16 protein-coding genes are annotated in these 19,014 nt (G+C 73.9%); 12 read left to right on the plus strand and 4 right to left on the minus strand.

All coding sequences use genetic code 11. The features are described from left to right. Positions 1 to 51: 51 nt before the first annotated feature. From AB0O29_RS03530 to AB0O29_RS03560, 7 genes are all read left to right on the plus strand, one after another. Positions 52 to 1,263, plus strand: coding sequence for a type II secretion system F family protein (locus AB0O29_RS03530; protein ID WP_365145400.1), 1,212 nt, complete (start codon positions 52 to 54; stop codon positions 1,261 to 1,263). After that, entirely contained in the window at positions 1,260 to 1,694 is a 435-nt protein-coding gene (locus AB0O29_RS03535) for a type II secretion system protein (protein WP_365145403.1), read from the plus strand. The genes AB0O29_RS03530 and AB0O29_RS03535 overlap by 4 nt, the downstream gene beginning before the upstream one ends. Beyond that, a complete protein-coding gene (locus tag AB0O29_RS03540; protein ID WP_365145406.1) occupies positions 1,691 to 2,215 on the plus strand; it encodes a type II secretion system protein in 525 nt (174 codons plus the stop codon). The genes AB0O29_RS03535 and AB0O29_RS03540 overlap by 4 nt, the downstream gene beginning before the upstream one ends. Beyond that, on the plus strand, positions 2,212 to 6,108 hold the full coding sequence (locus tag AB0O29_RS03545) for a hypothetical protein (RefSeq protein WP_365145409.1): 3,897 nt from the start codon (positions 2,212 to 2,214) through the stop codon (positions 6,106 to 6,108). The genes AB0O29_RS03540 and AB0O29_RS03545 overlap by 4 nt, the downstream gene beginning before the upstream one ends. Further along, entirely contained in the window at positions 6,105 to 7,211 is a 1,107-nt protein-coding gene (locus tag AB0O29_RS03550) for a type IV pilus twitching motility protein PilT (protein ID WP_365145412.1), read from the plus strand. Before AB0O29_RS03545 ends, AB0O29_RS03550 begins: the two co-directional genes overlap by 4 nt. A 126-nt stretch (positions 7,212 to 7,337) precedes the next feature. After that, entirely contained in the window at positions 7,338 to 8,012 is a 675-nt protein-coding gene (locus AB0O29_RS03555; RefSeq protein WP_365145414.1) for a pyridoxal 5'-phosphate synthase, read from the plus strand. 49 nt (positions 8,013 to 8,061) lie between these two features. Beyond that, the gene (locus AB0O29_RS03560; RefSeq protein ID WP_365145417.1) at positions 8,062 to 8,769 is read left to right on the plus strand and encodes a M24 family metallopeptidase; all 708 of its coding nucleotides are present in this window, start codon (positions 8,062 to 8,064) and stop codon (positions 8,767 to 8,769) included. Positions 8,770 to 8,796: 27 nt separating this feature from the next. On the opposite strand, the gene AB0O29_RS03565 is transcribed toward AB0O29_RS03560, so the two are convergent. The 4 genes from AB0O29_RS03565 to AB0O29_RS03580 form a co-directional block, all read right to left on the minus strand. After that, positions 8,797 to 9,390 carry a molybdopterin-dependent oxidoreductase gene (locus tag AB0O29_RS03565; protein ID WP_365145420.1) on the minus strand — a complete coding sequence of 198 codons (594 nt, stop codon included), beginning with the start codon at positions 9,388 to 9,390 and terminating at the stop codon, positions 8,797 to 8,799. Between the two features lie 107 nt (positions 9,391 to 9,497). After that, positions 9,498 to 10,874 (minus strand): nucleobase:cation symporter-2 family protein, encoded by a 1,377-nt coding sequence (locus AB0O29_RS03570; RefSeq protein ID WP_365145423.1) that lies wholly within the window; start codon positions 10,872 to 10,874, stop codon positions 9,498 to 9,500. Between the two features lie 459 nt (positions 10,875 to 11,333). Beyond that, positions 11,334 to 11,843 (minus strand): hypothetical protein, encoded by a 510-nt coding sequence (locus AB0O29_RS03575; RefSeq protein WP_365145426.1) that lies wholly within the window; start codon positions 11,841 to 11,843, stop codon positions 11,334 to 11,336. A gap of 95 nt (positions 11,844 to 11,938) precedes the next feature. Then, entirely contained in the window at positions 11,939 to 12,496 is a 558-nt protein-coding gene (locus AB0O29_RS03580; RefSeq protein WP_365145429.1) for a TetR/AcrR family transcriptional regulator, read from the minus strand. 96 nt (positions 12,497 to 12,592) lie between these two features. Here AB0O29_RS03580 and AB0O29_RS03585 point away from each other — a divergent pair, with 96 nt between their 5' ends. From AB0O29_RS03585 to AB0O29_RS03605, 5 genes are all read left to right on the plus strand, one after another. Further along, positions 12,593 to 13,213 carry a DUF2867 domain-containing protein gene (locus tag AB0O29_RS03585; protein ID WP_365145432.1) on the plus strand — a complete coding sequence of 207 codons (621 nt, stop codon included), beginning with the start codon at positions 12,593 to 12,595 and terminating at the stop codon, positions 13,211 to 13,213. 260 nt (positions 13,214 to 13,473) lie between these two features. Beyond that, positions 13,474 to 14,658 carry an ATP-binding protein gene (locus AB0O29_RS03590; RefSeq protein ID WP_365145435.1) on the plus strand — a complete coding sequence of 395 codons (1,185 nt, stop codon included), beginning with the start codon at positions 13,474 to 13,476 and terminating at the stop codon, positions 14,656 to 14,658. An 89-nt stretch (positions 14,659 to 14,747) separates the two neighbouring features. Next, entirely contained in the window at positions 14,748 to 16,190 is a 1,443-nt protein-coding gene (locus AB0O29_RS03595) for a hypothetical protein (RefSeq protein ID WP_365145438.1), read from the plus strand. 121 nt (positions 16,191 to 16,311) lie between these two features. Then, the gene (locus AB0O29_RS03600) at positions 16,312 to 17,595 is read left to right on the plus strand and encodes a MoxR family ATPase (protein ID WP_365145441.1); all 1,284 of its coding nucleotides are present in this window, start codon (positions 16,312 to 16,314) and stop codon (positions 17,593 to 17,595) included. Between the two features lie 35 nt (positions 17,596 to 17,630). Further along, the gene (locus tag AB0O29_RS03605) at positions 17,631 to 18,908 is read left to right on the plus strand and encodes a VWA-like domain-containing protein (protein WP_365145444.1); all 1,278 of its coding nucleotides are present in this window, start codon (positions 17,631 to 17,633) and stop codon (positions 18,906 to 18,908) included. Positions 18,909 to 19,014 lie beyond the last annotated feature (106 nt).

Here is a 19,014-nt window from a genome sequence, read left to right on the forward strand (position 1 = left end):
CACCTCTGACGACACGAACCTCTGACACCGAACAACCAGGAGTGCACCGGCATGGCCACCTTCAAGTACGTCGCGGTCGGCCCGGACGGGAAACAGGCCGCCGGCGTGCTCAAGGGCTCCAGCGTCGACGGCGTCACCGACAGCCTGACCCGGCAGGGCTACGAGGTCCGGTCGGTCAAGGCCGAGGGCCGCAACCTGCTGCAGCTCGAACTCACCGCGGAGAAGGTCGACCTGGTCGAACTGAGCAACTTCTCCCGCCAGATGGCCACCTTCATCAAAGCCGGAGTGCCCATCCTCGACGCCCTGGAGATCATCCGCGCCGAGACCAAGGACAAGAAGCTCGGCAGGGTGCTCGTCGACGTCATGGACTCGCTGCGCTTCGGCGAGAGCTTCGCCGCCTCGATGGCCGTTCACACCAAGGCGCTCCCGCCCTTCTACATCTCCGTCCTGCGCTCGGCTGAGGCGACCGGTGAACTCGACGTGGTGATGGCCCAGTTGTCCCGCTACATCGAGCGCGACGTCGAGGGCCGGCGCACCATCCGCTCCTCCCTGACCTATCCGAGCCTGGTGATGGTCCTGGCCCTCGCCGTCGTCCTCGTCCTCGTGATCTTCGTCCTCCCCCGGTTCAAGGTGTTCTTCGCGTCCTTCCACGCGGAACTGCCGCTGCCGACCCGGATCCTGCTGGGCTTCACCGACTTCGTCACGGCCTGGTACCCGGTCATCACCGGTGTGCTCCTCGTGCTCGTCGTGGCGCTGGTCGCCGGTCTGCGGACCGAGCGGGGACGGGTGCTGCGCGACCGCTTCCTGCTGGCGACGCCGGTAGTCGGCGACGTGGTCCGCTTCATGGTCATCGAACGGTTCTGCCGCATCCTGACCTCGATGATCAAGGCCGGTGTGCCCATCCCGGAGGCCCTCGACCTGGCCGCCGCGGGTGCCAACAACCTCGTGTACGAACGGTCCATCGGCAACGCCCGGACCGAGATGCTCGAAGGCGGCGGCATCTCCCAACCGCTCTCCCGCACCAGGCTGTTCCCCGGAGCGGTCACCCAGATGATGCGCGTGGGCGAGGAGACCGGAACCCTCGACGACCAGCTCGAGAACGTGTCGGAGTTCTACGAGAAGGAACTCCAGCACAAACTCAAGCGGCTGACCAGCCTGTTCGAGCCGGCCGTGGTCATCATGGTCGGGGTCGTCGTGGGGTTCGTGGCCGTCGCCCTCATCTCGGCGATCTACGGCGTCTACAACCAGGTCGAGGTCCAGTGACCGGCCCGGCCCGCGGCCCGCGGCTGCGCCGCGGTGAAGAGGGCGAGACCCTGGTCGAGGCCCTCGTCGCCGTGGTGCTCATCGGCGTCGCCTTCGTCGCCATCCTCGGGGGCATCGGCACCGCGATCGTCAGCTCGGCCGCGCAGCAGAAGGTCACCACCGCCGACTCGGTCGTCCGCAGCGCCGCCGAGAAGGTCGTCAGCGCCCCGTACGTCGCCTGCGCCCGCGGCTACGAGACCCCCGCGCCGCCCGCCGGGTACAGCGTGACGGTCGAGATCGAGTACTGGGACGGGGTGGGTGCGTTCGGCCTGCCCTGCCCGGCGGCCGACACCGGAGTGCAGAAGGTGACGCTCACCGTGCGCGCGACCGGCCCGCACCCCGTCAAGGACACGAGGCTCGAAGTGGTCAAGCGGGAGGCGATGCTGTCGTGAGGAAACGACCGCCGGCCAGGCGCTCGGAATCGGGGTTCACCCTGACCGAACTGCTGGTCACGATCGTCATCGTGGGGGTCATCGGGACGCTGCTGTCCAAGGCGATCATCCTCGGACTGCGGTTCACGGCCGGCACCGAGAGGCGGGTGGCCGCCACCGGCGCCGTGGGAACGCTCCAGCGCTACTTCTACGGCGACGTGCAGAGCGCGGACCGGGTCACGACCACCCCCGCCTGCGGCGCCGCCGGCGTGATCGTCCACCTGAGCGGGCCCGGCACCGACGTCGTCTACACCTACGACCGGCCGACCGGCACCCTGAACCGCCTGAAGTGCACGAGCGGGGGCGTCGTCACCACGCTCCTCGGCCGGCTCGCCCCCACCGCACCGGCCGATCCGGTGACGCTGACCTGCGGTGCCGAGACCTCGTGCACCACGCCCACGGAGGTAACGCTGACCGTGCAGAGCGACCCCGCCGCACCCCCGACGGCCCTCACCGCCGTCCGACGGTCGAGCGCGTCATGACCGGCCGCCCCGCCCCGAGCCGCAGCCCCGCCCCGCCCCGGCGCCTCGATCCGCCCCGCCGGCGCGATGACGAGCAGGGCGCGACGCTGGTCCTCGCGCTGGCCTTCGTCGTCGTGTTCACCCTGGTCGCCGTCTCCCTCCTGTCCTTCGCCGGCACGGGGCTGAAGGCCGCCGGCGCCTACGCCGACCAGGGCAGGCGGAGCTACGGCGCCGAGGGCGCCACGCAGCTGGCGATCGCGAACTTCGCGCAGGGCAACCCGTGCGCCGACTACACCGCCCCGCCGCTCAACGGGCAGCGGATGACGGTCCACTGCGACCCCCTCAACGCGTCCGCGGCCACCACGCGCGCGACCCAGCCGCAGGAGGCCCTGCGCAGCCTGGGCCAGGCGGCCGGGGACGGCGTCCACGTGACCACGCCCGGCCTGCGCGTGCAGGGCGGCGTGTTCTCCCGGTCGGACGTCACCACCAGCGCGGGCGCCTCGATGCTGGTGTCGGGGGACGTGTCCGCCGTCGGCGACTGCTCCCGTGCCGTATCGCAGACCCCGCTGTCCCCGGCCCAGGCCCCGTACGCGCACGACTGCGCCAACGACACCCCGCCGGCTCCCGCCGACCCGGTCGTGGGCGCCGACCCGGACCACGCCCCGCCCGTCACGGCCGTCCCGGTCCGGCGGACGGTGCCCGCGTGCCCGGCCCCCGGTTCCTGGCTGGTGCGGCTGCAGCCCGGTCACTACGACGACGCCGGCGCCCTCACCCGGCTCACCGGCGGCGACTGCCCCGGCGTCGTCGTCTGGCTGCAGCCGGGCGTCTACTACCTCGACTTCACCTTCACCGGCGGCACCCCGGTCTGGACGGTCGGCGATCCCACGGTCAGCGTGGTCGGCGGCACGCCGGCGGGCTGGGATCCCGGTGCCACCACCCGCCCGGCCGTCCCCGCTCCCGGCGGTTGCGACAGGACGCGGCCCGAAGGCGTCCAGGTCGTGATGGGCGGCGAGAGCCGGTTCCAGGTCGACCGCGGACACGCCGAACTGTGCGCCCCGGTGACCCCGGACGCGCAGCAGGTGGCGGTGTACGGGGTCCAGCCGCCGAAGCCGTCCCACACGCTGAAGCCGACCGGGGTGGTCGCGAACACCGGGTTCGCCGACCCGGTCCACGCGCTGACCGGCGGCGAGCGGCCCACCGCGCCCGGGTGCGCGCAGCCGACGGGCACCGCGGGCTGCACGGCCGACGCCGTCCTCGACCCGGCCCAACGCCGGTCGGCCTCGGTGCGGTTCGCCGGCTTCACCCCGAAGGTGCCGCCCGGCTCGGTCGTCACCGGCGCGACACTGCACGTCCGGCACCAGGACGAGGGGAGCCTGACCGCCCCCGGCGCCGTGAAGGTCACCACCGGCGTCGGCGCGGACACCTGCCGTACCGACGACCTGCCCCGGCACACGGCGCTCGCCACGGATCCCCCGATCGACCTGCTGGGCGCCTGCGGGCTCACCGACCCGGCCCGGCTCGCCGGCCTGACGGTGACCTACGCCGCCGCCCTGGACGCCGGCGGCACCACCGCCACGGAACGCCTGGACGGCATCTGGCTGGAGGTCGCCTACCGCACGCCGACCACCTTCAAGCCGGCCTCCGTGTCCGCGTCGACCGGGTTCACCGCCGCCGGCACCGCTCCCGACAACGCCCTGGAGATCGGCGAACAACCGTCGGCTGCGGTGGCGGGCGCCGATCTGACCACGGCGGCCCCGTCCGCCTCGATCACCCTGGCCGGATTCGGCCGGCCGCCCCTGCCGCCGGGGTCGACGGTCCACTCCGCCGTGCTGCGGGTGGCCCATCGGGAGACCGGCGACGCGGCGGCGCCCAGGATCCACGTCGCCCCGGCGGGCGGCGGAGCCGGGTGCGCCGACCTGCCGCTGACCGCGCGGGCCGCCCTGGGCGACGACCGCGTCGACCTCAAGGCATGCGGCATCGCGGACCCGGCCCGGCTGACCGGCCTGACCGCGACCTACACCGCCGCACTGGACGGGGGCGGCGCCCTGGGGGCCGATTCCCTGGACGGCGTATGGCTCGAAGTCGTCTACGACCCGCCGGCGCCCCGGCCGGCGACCAGCGCCAAGTCGACGACGTTCACCGCCGCGGCCAACGCCCAGGCGATCGACGGCACCGACACGGCCCGCGCCGCGCTCGACCCCGGCAGACCGACCGCCGCCATCGACCTCGGCGGCTACGACACCCCCGCGCTGGTCCCCGGCTCGGTCTTGGAGGGGGCCACGCTGCACATCGCGCACCGCGACGATCCCGGCGCGGCCGGAGGACCACCGCCGACGGTCTCGGTCACCCTGACCGGCCCCGGCCTGCCCCCCTCGTGCGCCGGCCCCCGGACCCTCGCCCCGCGCCAGGGCTCCCTGGGCACCGACACCCTCGACCTGGTCGCCGCCTGCGGACTGACCGACCCCGCGCAGCTGAACGGACTGGTCGTGACCTACACGGCCGCCCTCGGCGCCGGCGCCACCGGCGCCACCGCCCAGCTCGACGGCACCGCCCTGGACCTGTCGTACCGGCCCCCGGTCCCGGCATCGCCCGCCAGGGCGACCAGCACCGCGGCGCCCGGCACCGCGGCGTTCCCCGCCCCGGGGAACGCGACGGCGATCGACGCCACCACCTCGGCCGTGACGCTGTCCACGGCCACCCCCTCGGCATCGGTCCGGCTCGACGCGTTCGCCGTGCCGCCCCTGCCGGCGGGGGCGGTGGTCGACAAAGTGGTGCTGCGCGTAGCGCACCAGGACGACGACACCACCCCGGCACCGCCCACGCCGCCCACGCCGCCTTCGCCGACGGAGCCACCCGCGCCGGCGCAGCCGCCCGCGGCCGCACTGGCCGTCTCCGGCACCGGTACCGCCTGCGACGCGGTCCACGCCCTGACCGCCCGCAAGGGGGCGCTCGGCGTCGACGTCGTCGACCTCGGCGCCTGCGGGGTCACGAAGGCCGGCCAGTGGTCCGGGCTCGCCGTCGACTACACCGCGAGGCTGGGCACGGGCAGTACCGGCGCCGTCGACCGGCTCGACGGCGTCGAGCTCGACGTCGTCTTCCGGGCCCCTTCCCTCAGGCCCCTGTCCGGCTGCCTCACCACGGGCGACCGCTGCCCGGTGCTGAAGTCGACCGACACCGCCGACACCGCCGCCGATCACAGCCGCCTGGTGGTCGACGGCACCGTCTACGCGCCGTCCGCCGCCGTCGACCTGTCGATGAGCCAGGTCGCCTCGCAGGTCGTCACCCGCGGCCTCATCGCCCGGACCATCGCCCTCGGCATCCGGCCGGCCGCCGGATACCTCCGCCCGGTCATCGGGATCCCGCCGGAGCCGGTGCTGTTCACCGCCTATCCGGCCGTGACCGCGCAACCGGCGTCGGCCACCGCGGTCAGCGGGTTCACTCCCCCGGCTCCCGGCGCGCCCGTCGACGTGACGGCCGCCGCCGTCCCCGGCGGCGGCCGGGCCTCCGTCACCCTCGGCGGCTACGCCCCGCCGGCACCGGCCCCGACCGGACCTCTCGACCACGCCGTCCTGCAGGTGGCGCACCAGGAGGAGGGCGACGTGCGGTCGGTGAGGGTGTCGGTGGACTTCGCCGGCAGCACCTGCGCCGGCGACGGCGACGCGCTGGACGTGCCGGTCCGTCCCGGCGCGGGCGGCCCGGTGCCCGACCGGATCGACCTGGCGCCGTGCGGCCTGACCCGGGCCTCCCAGCTGGCCGGGCTGACCGTGACCTACACCGTCACCGCCGGCGCGGGCGGCGCGACCGAGCACCTCGGCGGTACCAGGATCGACCTGCTGTCCGGTCCGCTCCTGCGGGCCGCCGTGTCCTTCGACGGCCACGCCGCCACCGTCAAGCAGTGGACGGTCCTGCCGTGAACGAGCACACCACCTTGGAGACCACCATGCCCGGGCCGAGTTCCGCGACCATCGACCACCTGCTCGCCGAGCTGTGGGAGCGGGGCGGCAGCGACCTGCTGCTCACCTCCGGATCGGCGCCGTTCCTCCGCGTCGACGGCGCCCTGCGTCCGGTCGAGGGGGCCGCGCTGACCGAGCCGGAGGCCGACCGCCTGGTGACCGGGGTGCTGGGCGAGGAACTCACGGAACGGTTCCGCCGGGAGAAGCAGGTCGACTTCTCGTTCAGCTGGGGGGAGCGGGCCAGGCTGCGCGGGAACGCCTTCGTACAGCGCGGGGCGTCCGCGCTGGCGCTGCGGATCATCCCGTTCGACGTGCCCTCGTCCGAGCAGCTCGGCCTCCCCCCGGTCGTCCTCGGCTGGGCGGGGATGCCGCGCGGGCTGGTGCTGGTCACCGGGCCGACCGGATCGGGGAAGTCGACGAGCCTGGCGGCGCTCCTCGACCACGTCAACACGCACCGGCCGGCGCACATCCTCACCATCGAGGACCCGATCGAGTACCTGCACCGGCACAAGCGCTCGGCGGTCAGCCAGCGCGAGGTCGGCACCGACACCGACTCCTTCCCCGCCGCGCTGCGTTCGGCCCTGCGCGAGGATCCCGACGTCCTGCTCCTCGGCGAGATGCGCGACCCGGAGAGCATCTCCGCCGCGCTGACCATCGCCGAGACCGGGCACCTGGTGTTCGCCACGCTGCACACCAACGACGCGTCGCAGACGCTGGACCGCATCGTCGACGTGTTCCCGGCCGAGCAACAGCCGCAGATCCGGCTGCAGTTGGCGCACACCCTGGTCGGCATCCTGAATCAGGCCCTGATCCCCCGGACCGGCGGGGGCCGGGTGGCCGCCTTCGAGGTGCTGGTGGGCACGCCGGCGATCCGCAATCTGATCCGCGAGGGCAAGACCCGCCAGATCCGGAACGTGATCGCGACCGGCCACCGCGACGGCATGCAGACCCTGGAGGCCTGCATCAACGCCCTCGTCGCGGCGGGCGTCGTCGCCTATGAGCAGGCCGTACCGCACACGGCCTACCCGGAGGACATCCGGCGGCCCGGCGGCCCTTGTCGCTAGCTCCAATTCCCCCTGCTCAGGCGAGGCCGCCTTTGGCTAATGAGCCAAGCATCTGCCAGGAGATTGTCGAATTTAAGCCGCAGATGCAGGATGGAGCGTCAAGGTGTGCGGTCGAGGAGGTGGCGGGTGAACGGTCCGGAGCAGAGCGTCGGCGGCGTCCGCGGGTGGCTACGCGGTCTGGAGGTCTTCTCGGGGCCGCTGCCCGAGTTCCTTCCCGAGGAGGCTCCGGACGACCCGGTCCGCCTCTTCCTGGTCTGGCTGTCCGACGCGGTCGCGGACGGTCTGCCCGATCCGCACGCGATGACCCTGTCCACGGTCGACGAGGCCGGCGACCCGGACGCCCGGGTGCTGATCCTCAAGGACGTGGACGCCTCGGGATGGCGGTTCGCCGGACACGCCTTCAGCCCCAAGGGGCACCAGCTGTCGGTCCACCCGCGCGCCGCCCTGACCTTCTACTGGCCCGGGCACGGCCGCCAGGTCCGGCTGCGCGGCCCCGTCACCCCCGGCTCGGCACGGGACAACGCCGAGGACTTCCTCGCCCGCTCGCCCACGGCCCGCGCGGAGGCCCTGCTCGGCCGCCAGAGCCAGTACCTCGCCGACCCCGCCGAACGCGACCAGGCCCTGGAGAAGAGCCTGGGCCTGATCGGCAGGGACCCGTCGCTCGTCGACTCCGCCTGGACCCTCTACACCCTCGCGCCGGTGGAGGCCGAGTTCTGGCAGGCGTCGGCGGACCGCGTCCACACCCGCCTGCGCTACGAGCGCACCCCGGCCGGCTGGGCCCGGTTCCCCCTCTGGTCGTGACCGACCTCCGGGCAAGACGGCAGAGAAGCAGAGAAAGAGAACGAAGGCGATGGCGATACCCGACCGGATGGACGAGCGGCTGCGCGCCCTGGGCCTGGTGGAGGCCCAGCGGAAGGCGGAGGCCCTGTTCGCCGAGGTCACCCGGCGCGGGCTGATCGCGGCGGGCGGCAGCGAGTACGAGGTGACCGACCGGATCGGGGACCTGGCCCGGGAGCTGCTGGGCCGGCACGTACGGTGGCCGGGGCGGCTCGTCCGCTCCGGGCCGCACACGGTGCTCCCGTACGGCGACGAGCCGCCCGCCGACCGGGCCATCGGCCCCGGTGACACGGTCACCGCCCATTTCGGTCCGCTGCTCGCGGGGGACGGGACCGACTTCGCCCGCACCGTGGTCCTCGGCGACGATCCGGCCGGGACGAGGCTGCGCGAGGACCTTCCGCGGCTGTTCGCCGCGGGCCGGGAGGCCTTCCACGCGGACCGGCGGATCACCGGCCGGCAGCTGTACGAGGAGCTGCGGGCCCTCGCCGCCAAGGCGGGCTGGACCCTCGGGGGATGGCACGCCGGTCATGTGGCGGGCGAACCCCCGGCCGCCAACCCGATGTGCGCGCGGGCCGACGCCTACATCTGGCCGGACAACGACCGGCCGCTGCGGCGTACGACGCCGGACGGCTGGGAGGCCCACTGGCTCCTGGAGCTCCACCTGGTCGACGAGCACGCGGGCGTCGGCGGTACGCACAAGGCCCTGCTCGACCTGTTCTGAGCACCGCTCACGCCCGGAGGGGGCGGTCTAGGCGCCGTCCTCGTCCTCCTGGTAGGAGTGGCGCCGTCCCGTCCACGGGTCGGCGATGTTGTGGTAGCCCCGCTCCTCCCAGAAGCCGCGTCGGTCCTGGTTCATGTACTCGATCCCGCGCAGCCACTTCGGGCCCTTGTAGCCGTAGAGGTGCGGCACGACCAGGCGGAGCGGGAAGCCGTGTTCGGCGGTCAGCGGCTCGCCGTCGTGGTGGGTGGCCATGAGCGTCCGCTCGGCACGGAAGTCGGCGAGGCGCAGGTTCGCGCTGTACCCGTACTCCGCCCAGGCCATGACGTGCGTGACCTCCGGGGCCGGCGGAGCCAGCTCCAGCAGGGCGGCGGCCGGCACTCCGAAGAACTCGTGGCCGGTCGTGGTCGTGCCGGAGGCGCAGTGGAGGTCGGTGGTGATCGTCGCCGTGGGCAGGGCGGCGATCTCCTCGAAGGTCCAGGAGTACTTCTCTCCGGTCGCGGTGGCCCCGAAGACCTGGAGGTTCCAGCGGGCGGCCCGGAAGCGGGGCACCGGCCCGTAATGGGAGACCGGCCATCCCCTGACCAGGCGCTGTCCTGGAGGGAGGGGTTCACTCCACACCACGTACCTCGGCTCTCACGTGCTCTGCACCGGCATCGACGGACGAATGAGGCATCAGCCTCGCAGATGCGAGCCATTCTGGCAGATTCACCTCTTGGGTGACCGCGGGGTCAGTGCACCGGCTGGGTGGCGGTCTCCGCGGGGGCCGGTGCGGGGGTGCGGCCCAGGTGGTTGAAGGCGAGGTTGAGGAGGACGGCGACGACGCAGCCGGTGCTGATCCCGGAGTCGAGGATGATGCGCAGGCCTTCGGGGACGGAGTGGTAGAACGTCGGGGCGGCCATCGGGATGATGCCGGCGCCGAGGGAGACGGCGACGATGAGGACGTTGTCGCCGTGCTCCAGCGAGGCCCTGGTGAGGTTCTGTACGCCGCTGGCGGCGATGGTGCCGAAGAGGGTGATGCCGACGCCGCCCAGGACCGGCTGGGGTATGAGGGCGACGAGCGAGGCCAGCACGGGGCAGAGGCCGAGCAGGACGAGGATGCCTCCGGCCGCGGCGACGACGAAGCGGCTGCGGATCTTCGTGATGGCGACCAGGCCGACGTTCTGGGCGAAGGCGCTGGCGGCGAAGGCGTTGAAGAAGGGGCTGAGGGCGGTTCCGAGGCCGTCGGCGCGCAGGGCGGCGGCCAGCGTCTTCTCGTCCGCGGGCCGGCCGACGATCTCGCCGAGGGCCAGGACGTCGGCGGTGGTCTCCGTCATGATCACGAGCATGACGATGCACATGGAGATGATCGCGGCGACGGTGAACTGGGGAGCGCCGAAGTGGAACGGGGTGGGGAAGCCGATGAGGGCGGTGTGGGTGATCCCGCTGAAGTCGGCCACGCCGAGCGGCAGGGAGAGCAGGGTGCCGGCGATCAGCCCGAGCAGGATGGACAGCTGCTTGAGGAATCCGCGCAGCAGGCGCCGCAGGACGACCGTGATCAGGAGGCTGGCGGCGGCCAGGCCGATGTTGGTGAGGCTTCCGTAGTCGTCCGCCTTGCGGTTGCCGCCCTGGGCCCAGTTGAAGGCGACCGGCAGCAACGACACGCCGATGAGGGTGATGACCGTACCGGTGACGATCGGCGGGAAGAAGCGGACCAGCTTGCAGAACCAGGGCGCCAGGAGGAATCCGAGGAGTCCGGCGACGATCACCGCCCCGTAGATGACGGGCAGCGCGTCCTCGGGGCTCTGCGCCTTGGCGATCGCGAGCATCGGCGCGACGCCGGCGAAGGAGACCCCGTTGACGAAGGGCAGGCGGGAGCCGATCTTCCAGAAGCCGAGGGTCTGCAGGAGCGTGGCGATGCCCGAGGCGAACAGGCTCGCGCTCATCAGGAAGGCGATGTCGGCGGTGGACAGGCCGACGCCGATGCCGACGACGAGGGGCGGTGCGACGACGCCCGCGTACATCGCGGCGACGTGCTGCAGCCCGGCGCCGATCAGCTTGGCCGGGGGCAGGGTCCGGTCGACGGGATGCGTGGCCGCCTCGGGCTCGGGGTTCTGGGTTTCGTTCATGTTCAGGTCGCTCCTGGGCTGGACATGACCAGCGGCACGGCCGGCGCCGCACACCGCGCCGGAGGCGCGGGTACGGGGCCGGCCGCGCGGCGCGCGGTCGGCTGCGAAGGGCACGGGCACGGCTGCGGACGCGCCGGAGCGGCCGGGCGTGCCGGTGGGGTCGAGGCTTCGGTGGCGCGCGATGCGCGGGGGCGTCGGGCGGACTCGTGACCGGAGGCCCGGCGGGCCTGATGCAGCGGGAGTCCGGCGTACGCGGAGGGGGTGGACCGGCGGGCCGGGACGGGGATGGTGTCCCGGGCTGTGCCGATCGACCGGAGGTGCCGCACCGTCGTGGTGTCCACGCGATCGGGGGCTGCTCCGGTCTCACCGAGCCGAGTCAGTTCCTCACGATTTGATGTTCCTGTCAAGCACCGGACATCTCGGGAGAGTTCGCCACCCGGCCCGTTCCGGACGTTCCGTTCAGTGGCCGCCGGCGGCCTTGACCACCGCGACCGCGGTGCCGATCGCCGCGTCGATCGCGCCGGCGAGGACCGCGAGGGCCGTTCCGCCGCCCACGCGGATCCCGCCGTAGCAGCCCCAGGCGAAGAGGGTGGCCACGTTGACCCCGGCGGCCGTGTACAGCGCCGTCCTCAGCTCCATCGCGCCCAGTGCGGAGACGCCGATCAGGAGGAGCGGGCCCACCGCCGACAGGAGCAGGGGGCTGCTGACGAAGAGCATGGTCCGCAGTTCCCGTCCCCGGGCGAGCGATCCGTGCGTGACGCGGTGGGCCTGCTGGTCGGCGACGAACGCGGCCAGCCACAGGCCCGCCGCGGCGGTCGCGACCGCGGCGGCGGCCCCGGCGGCGTCCGGATGGCCGGTGCCCGCGAGGCCGATGACGACGGAGATCATGGTGATCGTCGCGTAGAGCCGCTCCTTGAGGTGCGCCGTAGCCGCCGCCGTACCCACCACGTCCACCACACGTTCCGCCACGGGTTCCACCGTAGGGCGTGGCCGCGGCGGGTCCGCGCAGCAACATCGCGCGGAATTCCGCGCCGGGGCCGCGCGCCGGGCCGCGCGCCCGCCCTTCAGCTCAGCAGCCGGTTCTGGATCAGCTCCATCAGCTCGGCGCGGCTGCGGGTGCCGTGGTCGGCGGCGATGAAGTACTCGCCGATCCTCACGGAGAAGACGAACATGCAGCGGACCTCGACCTCGGCCTCGTCGGGGCAGAACGCGCCGAACAGCGAGCGCAGGTAGTCCATGCGGCGGTTGTCGACGCGCCGCAGCCGCTCCGCGACGGACGCGTCGCGCCGGGCCCAGTCGCGGATCGCGAGCTCGACCTCGACGCCCCTCGTCGGCCCTTCGGCGGCCAGGGCGATGGCGAACAGCCGCTCCAGCTTGGCGCGGGGCTCTCCGCCTTCGCTCTCGACCTGGTCGATCACGGCTTGCGCGACCGCGAGCTCCCAGGTGTCGAGCATCTCCCCGAGCAGTGCGTCCCGGTTGCGGAAGTACCCGTAGAAGCCGCCCTTGCTGACTCCGAGCGCCTGCGCCAGCGGTTCGATCCGGACGGCCTCGGGGCCCCCGGAGGCGAGCGCCCGCAGGCCCTCCTCGATCCACTTGCCGCGTGGTGTGCGGGTCACGCCCACGATCTGCCTCCTCCCTCGGACCCACCGGTCTATACGGTGCCGTATAGACCGGTGTAGCCTTCTTCTATACGGCATCGTATAGACAGGGGAACGCTCGTGAGGCTTCCGGAATCCGCGCACACCTCCCGTCCCTGGCGCATCCACGAGATCGCCGGCGACTTCCGCGTCGAGGACGTCTGGGAGCTGCCGACTCCCGGCGGTCCCGACGATCTGGCCCTGCTCGTCGACCAGTTCGCGCGGGGCGAGGGCGACCCCGTCGCCTCCCCCGTCGGGCGGGCGCTCTTCGCGGTCCGCCGCCGGCTCGGCGCCCTGCTCGGCTGGGACGATCCCGCCGACGGGGTCGGCGGCCGGGTCCCCTCCCTGCGCGACCGGCTCCCGGCCGATCTGCGGGAGGGCCCCCGGGGGCCGGACCCCGCGTCCGTTCCGTTCACCTCCGTCTTCCTGACGCATGACGAATGGGCGGCGGAGACGGCCAACCGGACCGTCCACGGGGTACTGCACATCGGCTGGGTCCCGGACGGAGCCGGGGGGTACCACGGCCGGATGACGGTGCTCGTGAAACCGAACGGCCGGCTCGGCTCCCTCTACATGCTCGGCATCAAGCCCTTCCGCTACCTCGGCGTCTACCCGGCGCTCATCCGCGGCATCGAGCGCGACTGGCGCGAGGGCGCGGCCGCCCGCCGCTCCGGAAGGCCCGTGGAGCCGCCCCGCGCGTGACGCCGGCGGGAGAACTCACCGGGAAAACCCCCCGGGGTCCCGCCGGAAAGGCTCCGCGCACGCCTCCGGCGGGGCCTGCGCGCCGCTCCGCCCGCAGCGTCGGCACCCCGGAAGGTCGGCTACGGCGGAGCCGTACAGACGACTCCCTGCGGCCTTCCCCTACACGGCCTGACCAGCGGATTTACCGTCGGCTCCCTAGGATGGGCACGCAAGAGCGGCCGCTCACCGTCCTGTTCAGAACGGCCAGGGGAGGGTTCTTCATGACCGAGTCCGGCAAGTCCAGTCAGCCCGCGCAGGTGAACGAGTACACGGCCAGTGACATCCGGGTACTCGACGCCCGGGAGGCGATCCGCAAGCGACCGGGCATGTACATCGGTTCGTCCGGCGAGCGCGGGCTGCACCAGATGGTGTACGAGGTCGTCGCGTACGCGGTCGACGAGCACCTTGCCGGGCACGGCGGGGCCATCGACGTCACGATCACCGCGGACGGGGGCGTCCGCGTCGCGGACCACGGGCGGGGCATGCCCGTCGAGGGCATCGAGCGCGAACTGACGGAGCTCTCCTTCGGCTCCAAGCCCCGTACCGGCTACGGGACTTCCGGCGGCCTCGGCGGTGTGGGCCTGTGCGTGGTCGGCGCGCTGTCGAGCCGGCTCACGGTCGAGGTCCGCCGGGACGGCCGCCGTTGGACCCAGGCGTACGAGAAGGGCGTCCCGGTCACCGCCTTGACGCGGCACGAGGAGACGGGCGGGCACGGCACCGCGATCGCGTTCCTGCCCGACGCCGGCATCTTCGAGCCCTCCCGTTTCTCGTTCGCCACGCTGTCGGAACGCCTCCGGGAACTGGCCTGCCTCAACGAGGGCCTGGCCGTCTCGCTCACCGACGAGCGTCCGGAGCGCCCGGTCCGCCACCACCACTCCGGCGGCCTCCCGGCCTACCTCGCCCACCTCAGCCCGCACCCGAGCGGCCGCGTCCACTCGGCCGCCCTCGCCTTCGCGTCGCAGAACGCGGACCGGACGCTCCTCGCGGAGGTCGCGATGGAGTGGAACACCGGGTCCCCGGGAGGGCTCCATTCCTTCGCGAACAGCACCCGCACCGTCGAGGGCGGCGCCCACGAACACGGCTTCCGCACCGCGCTCACGGACCTCCTCAACGACTACGCGCGCCGTCACGGCCTGCTGCCGCCGGACGGCGGGGACCTCAGCGCCGAGGCCGTCGACGAGGGCCTGACGGCCGTCCTCTCCGTCAAACTCACCCACCCCGTCTTCGAAGGCTGCACCAAAACCAGGCTCGGCAACCCCGAAGCGATGGACTACGTCCGAGAGGTCGTCCGCGCGCACCTCACCGAGTGGCTGGAGCGCAACCCCGGCGACGCCGCGGCCGTCGTCCGCCACGTCCTCGGCCGGGCGGCCACGGGAAACGAAAGGGGGGTGGGTAATCCAGGCTGACAGACCATCCGTGATCTGCTTATGATGCCGCCGATGAACACCTACTCCTCTACCGGAATGGGGGAATCGTCCACGCAAGGTGAGTGCTGATGGCACCTCACCTCGTGGAACCGATTCCCGCCCGGCTGCTCATGTGGCAACGCGTACGCGAGTACGCCGTGCCACCGTCCATGATCGAGAACGCCACGGCGCGCCGCGCCGCCGGTGACTGGGCCGGGGCCTGCGCCGCCGCCCGGATCGACGTCGATCTCGATCTGCGCGCCGTGCGCGAACGCCACGGCACCGACCTCACCTCACGCCTGCGGGCCGATCTGCGCCGTCTGGCGCCCGATCTGCTGCGCTGGCACATGCCGCGGACGACCCCCGACGGGCGTCTGCGGCCCGGCCTCACCCTCTGCCTGGCCCGCTACGGGACCGGCGGCCGGGCCACGCCCCAGCTGGTGGTGCGGACACCGCCCGCCTGGGCGGACGCGGGCCAGCGGATGTCCCTGGCGCTCTGGGAAGGGCCCGGGGACTCCGCACCCGCGCACCACCCCCACCCCCACCCCGACCGGCGCCTCCGGCTCGACCTGCACCGCCACCTCTGGGACGGCACGCGCGGCGGCGAGCTGGCCGGCAGGTGCTGGGCCCCGCAGACCCCGTCCGCGAGGGAGTGGTGCGAGCCGGGCGACGACGGACCGCCGCACCCGCCGGAACACTGGGCCGCCGAGGCCGAGCTGCTGCTGCGGGCCGACGGCCTCCCGCCTCGCGGCCGGTTCACCGTACGGTTCGGGACGCGCAGCCACGGCGTCTACGAACTCGTCGCCCCCGACGACGGCCACGCCCCCGCGGTGCGGCCGGTACGGGAGGTGCCGTCGGCGGCAGCGGCTCTGCCGGTGCTGCCGGAGGCCGCGGCCAGAGCGCTGCCCGACCTCGAACTGCTACGGGCCGGCCTGCTCCGGGCCGACCGGTTGCACCCGCTGGTCGCGCAGGCCCTGTCGGCACGGGGCTCCGTACGGCCTTCCCCGCCCGGGGAGGTGCGGGACACCGGCCCGGAGGCCTCCCGGGGCACCGACCCGCACCGGGTCGACTGCGCCGGGCAGGTCCACCGGATCGCGCTGCGGGACGGGAGGCTGACGGCCGTCGACCACGAGCCGGCTCAACTCGCCCGCGAGGAGCTGCTCATGGCGCTCGGCGGCCCCGGCCTGCCCTGCCTGCGGGCGATCGACGCGGTCCACCGCAGCCCCGAGGCGCTGCCCGCGGTCCGGGAGCGGCTCGGCCACGGCGACGTGACCGGCGCCCTGGCCGTGGTCGAGGGCCTGCTGGGTCCCGCCGCGGTGCTGCGCGAAGGCCCCCTGCGGGATGCCCTGGACGCGGCGGTGGCGGGCCGCCTCGACCACGGGCTCTTCCGCGCCGGGCTGGTGCCCGTCCACCCCGCCGCCCTCGTGGCGGACCCCGGCGACCACCGGCCGCGGCTCGACCGACGCCTCCCCCTGGTGCTCCGTCGCAAGCGGGGCACCCGTACCCGCCCCCGGACCGGATTCCACGGCTGACGGCCGGCCACGCAACGCACACCCCTCCACAGGCGCCTCACCCCCAGCACGTCGCCATCGCCATCGCCATCAACGGCGTCCGGACGGATTCCGTCCCCGAACCCACACAGGTGACACACCCATGCCTTCCAGCACCCTCCTGCCCGCCCTCCCCCTCCTCCCCGGCCTTCCCGGGACCGACGACCGGCCTCAACTCACCGTCGCCGAGGACCTCCTGACGCTCCTTCGGAGCACCACCACCGAGCCGCGCCCCGACGAGCAGCTGGAGGCGCTCACCCTCGCCGTGGCCGCGGACCTGCCCGTCCTGCTCTGGGGTGAGCCGGGCATCGGGAAGACCGCCGCCCTGACCCAGCTCGCCGCCTCCCTGGGCCTGCCCCTGACGACCGTGATCGCCAGCGTCCACGAGCCCACCGACTTCTCCGGCCTGCCCGTCCTGGGCGAGGACCCGGCCGTGAACGGGGTGCCCATGGCGCCGCCGCAGTGGGCCGTGGAACTGGTCCGCGCCGGACGGGGACTGCTCTTCCTCGACGAGCTGTCCACCGCCACGCCCGCCGTCCAGGCCGCGCTGCTGCGCGTCGTACTGGAGCGCAAGGTCGGCGCACTCCAACTGCCGCCCGGCGTGAGGATCGTGGCCGCGGCCAATCCGCGCGCCTCGGCCGCGGACGGCTGGGAGCTGAGCCCGCCCCTGGCCAACCGCTTCGTGCACCTCTACTGGGTGCACGACCGGGAGGTGGTGGTGCGCGGCCTCGGCGGGGTCTGGCCGCGCGCCGAGCTGCCCCGGCTGGACCCGGCGCGGCTGACCGGGGCGGTGGCGTTCGCCCGCCGCGCGGTCTGCGGTTTCCTGGCCGCCCGGCCCACGCTCATCCACCGGCTGCCGAACACCGAGACCCGGCGCGGCGGCGCATGGCCCTCGCCCCGCAGCTGGGAGACCGCCATGACGCTGCTGGCCTTCGGCACGGCCGCCGACGTCTCCCGCGACGTGCTGGCGCTGCTCGTCAGGGGCGCGGTCGGCGACGGCCCCGGTCTCGAACTGCTCGCCCACATCGACCGGATGGAGCTGCCCGACCCGGACTCCCTGCTGGCGGACCCGGCCGCCGCCGAACTGCCGGAGCGCGGAGACCTGCGTCAGGCGGCCCTCGAAGGCGTGGTCGCCGCCGTCGGGGCGCGCCCGGAACGCGAGCGCTGGGAGGCGGCCTGGGCGGTCCTCGTCAGGGCATTGGAGACCGGCGCCCCGGATCTGCTGGTCGGCCCGGCGAAGGCGCTCGCCGCCCTCCGGCGGGACGACTGGGAGGTGCCCGAGGCGGTGGAGCGGATCGCCTCGGTGGTCGGCCTCTCCCGGCGGGCGGAGAACTCGGTGGCCCGCACCGCGAAGGCCGCGGGCGCCCGCACGGGTGGACGCCCGTGACCGCCCCCGGACAGGCGCGGCCGCGCCCTCGCCCCATGGCCCCTCCCCCGCCCCCGCGCCCGGTGCGGGCGGCCGTCCCCGGCTCGCCGCCCTCCGGCCCCGCGGTCCCGCTGGACACGGAGAAGCTGCTGGCCGCCCGGCTGCACGCGGCCACCGTCCGCCCGTACCTCGCCGCGGCGCTGTTCGCGCTGCACGTGGTGGAGGACCGGTCGGTGCCCACCATGGCGGTGGACGCCCACTGGCGCTGCTACGTCTCCCCGTCCTTCGTGGCGCGCACCCCGCTGGAGCAATTGGCGGGCGTGTGGGTCCACGAGGTCTCCCACCTGCTGCGGGACCATCACGAGCGCGGCGAGCGGTACGCGCGGGAGCACGGGGAGGAGGGCCCCGGGCAGCGGCTGCGGCGCAACATCGCCGCCGATTTCGAGATCAACGACGACATCTACGGCGACGGCCTGCCGATGCCCGCGGGGGCCGTGCGGCCCTGTATGTCGGGCCTGCCCGACGGGCTGCTGATGGAGGAGTACCTGCGACGGTTCTCGATGAGCGACCACACCGCGCAACTGGCCTGGCTGGACTGCGGCAGCGGCGCGGACGGCTGGGCGCGGCCCTGGGAGCTGGGGCCGGAGGGCGCGCACGGGCTGACCCGGCAGCAGCGGGACGCGGTCCGCTTCCGGGTGGCCGAGGCGATCACCGGCCGGCCCGGGGACACGCCGGAGGGCTGGCGGCGGTGGGCCGACGAGGCCTTCCACCCCCCGCAGCCGTGGCGGCAGCTGCTCGGCGCGGCGGTCCGGGCGGCCGCGGGCGGGCCGGGGGTGAGCCAGGACCACAGCTACCGGCGCCCGTCCCGGCGTTCGGCGGGGGTTCCCGGCGTCGTGCTGCCGAGCCTGCGGCGGATGCCGACCCGGGTCTGCGTCGTGATCGACACCTCCGGGTCGGTCAGCGACGCCGAACTCGGCACCGCGCTGCTGGAGGTGGCGGCGATCGCACGGGCGGTGGGCGGCCGCCGCGATCTGGTCTCGGTGATCTCCTGCGACGCGGCGGCGGGGGTGGCCGTACCGCTGTGCCGGGCCGAGAACCTGGAACTGATCGGCGGCGGCGGCACGGACATGCGGTCGGGCTTCGCCCGGGCGCTGCGCTCCCACCCCCGCCCGGACGTGATCGTGGCCCTGACGGACGGGCAGACGCCCTGGCCCTCCGCCCAGCCCTCCTGCAGCACGATCGTGGGCCTCTTCCCCCGCCCCGTGGACACCTCGGCCGAGGAGGACCACGTCCCCACCCCGCCCCCGTGGGCCCGCGTCGTCCACCTGGGGTGACGACCCGGGGTGAACGTGCCGCCGACCGCCGGCCCGGAGGGAAGTTCCGTCAACTCCCGCGAAACCATGGGAACTTCCCTCACCCATCAGTAACATCCGACCGGCC

The organism is Streptomyces sp. NPDC089915, assembly GCF_040684675.1.
In the GTDB taxonomy this organism is placed as follows: Bacteria; Actinomycetota; Actinomycetes; order Streptomycetales; family Streptomycetaceae; genus Streptomyces.

Excerpts from the sequence above, each read along its gene's own strand:
- AB0O29_RS03530 (WP_365145400.1), top strand. The coding sequence starts at position 52 with ATGGCCACCTTCAAGTACGTCGCGGTCGGCCCGGACGGGAAACAGGCC.
- AB0O29_RS03545 (WP_365145409.1), top strand. The coding sequence starts at position 2,212 with ATGACCGGCCGCCCCGCCCCGAGCCGCAGCCCCGCCCCGCCCCGGCGC.
- AB0O29_RS03560 (WP_365145417.1), top strand. The coding sequence starts at position 8,062 with ATGGCGATACCCGACCGGATGGACGAGCGGCTGCGCGCCCTGGGCCTG.
- AB0O29_RS03570 (WP_365145423.1), bottom strand. The coding sequence starts at position 10,874 with ATGAACGAAACCCAGAACCCCGAGCCCGAGGCGGCCACGCATCCCGTC.
- AB0O29_RS03590 (WP_365145435.1), top strand. The coding sequence starts at position 13,474 with ATGACCGAGTCCGGCAAGTCCAGTCAGCCCGCGCAGGTGAACGAGTAC.
- AB0O29_RS03595 (WP_365145438.1), top strand. The coding sequence starts at position 14,748 with ATGGCACCTCACCTCGTGGAACCGATTCCCGCCCGGCTGCTCATGTGG.
- AB0O29_RS03600 (WP_365145441.1), top strand. The coding sequence starts at position 16,312 with ATGCCTTCCAGCACCCTCCTGCCCGCCCTCCCCCTCCTCCCCGGCCTT.
- AB0O29_RS03605 (WP_365145444.1), top strand. The coding sequence starts at position 17,631 with ATGGCCCCTCCCCCGCCCCCGCGCCCGGTGCGGGCGGCCGTCCCCGGC.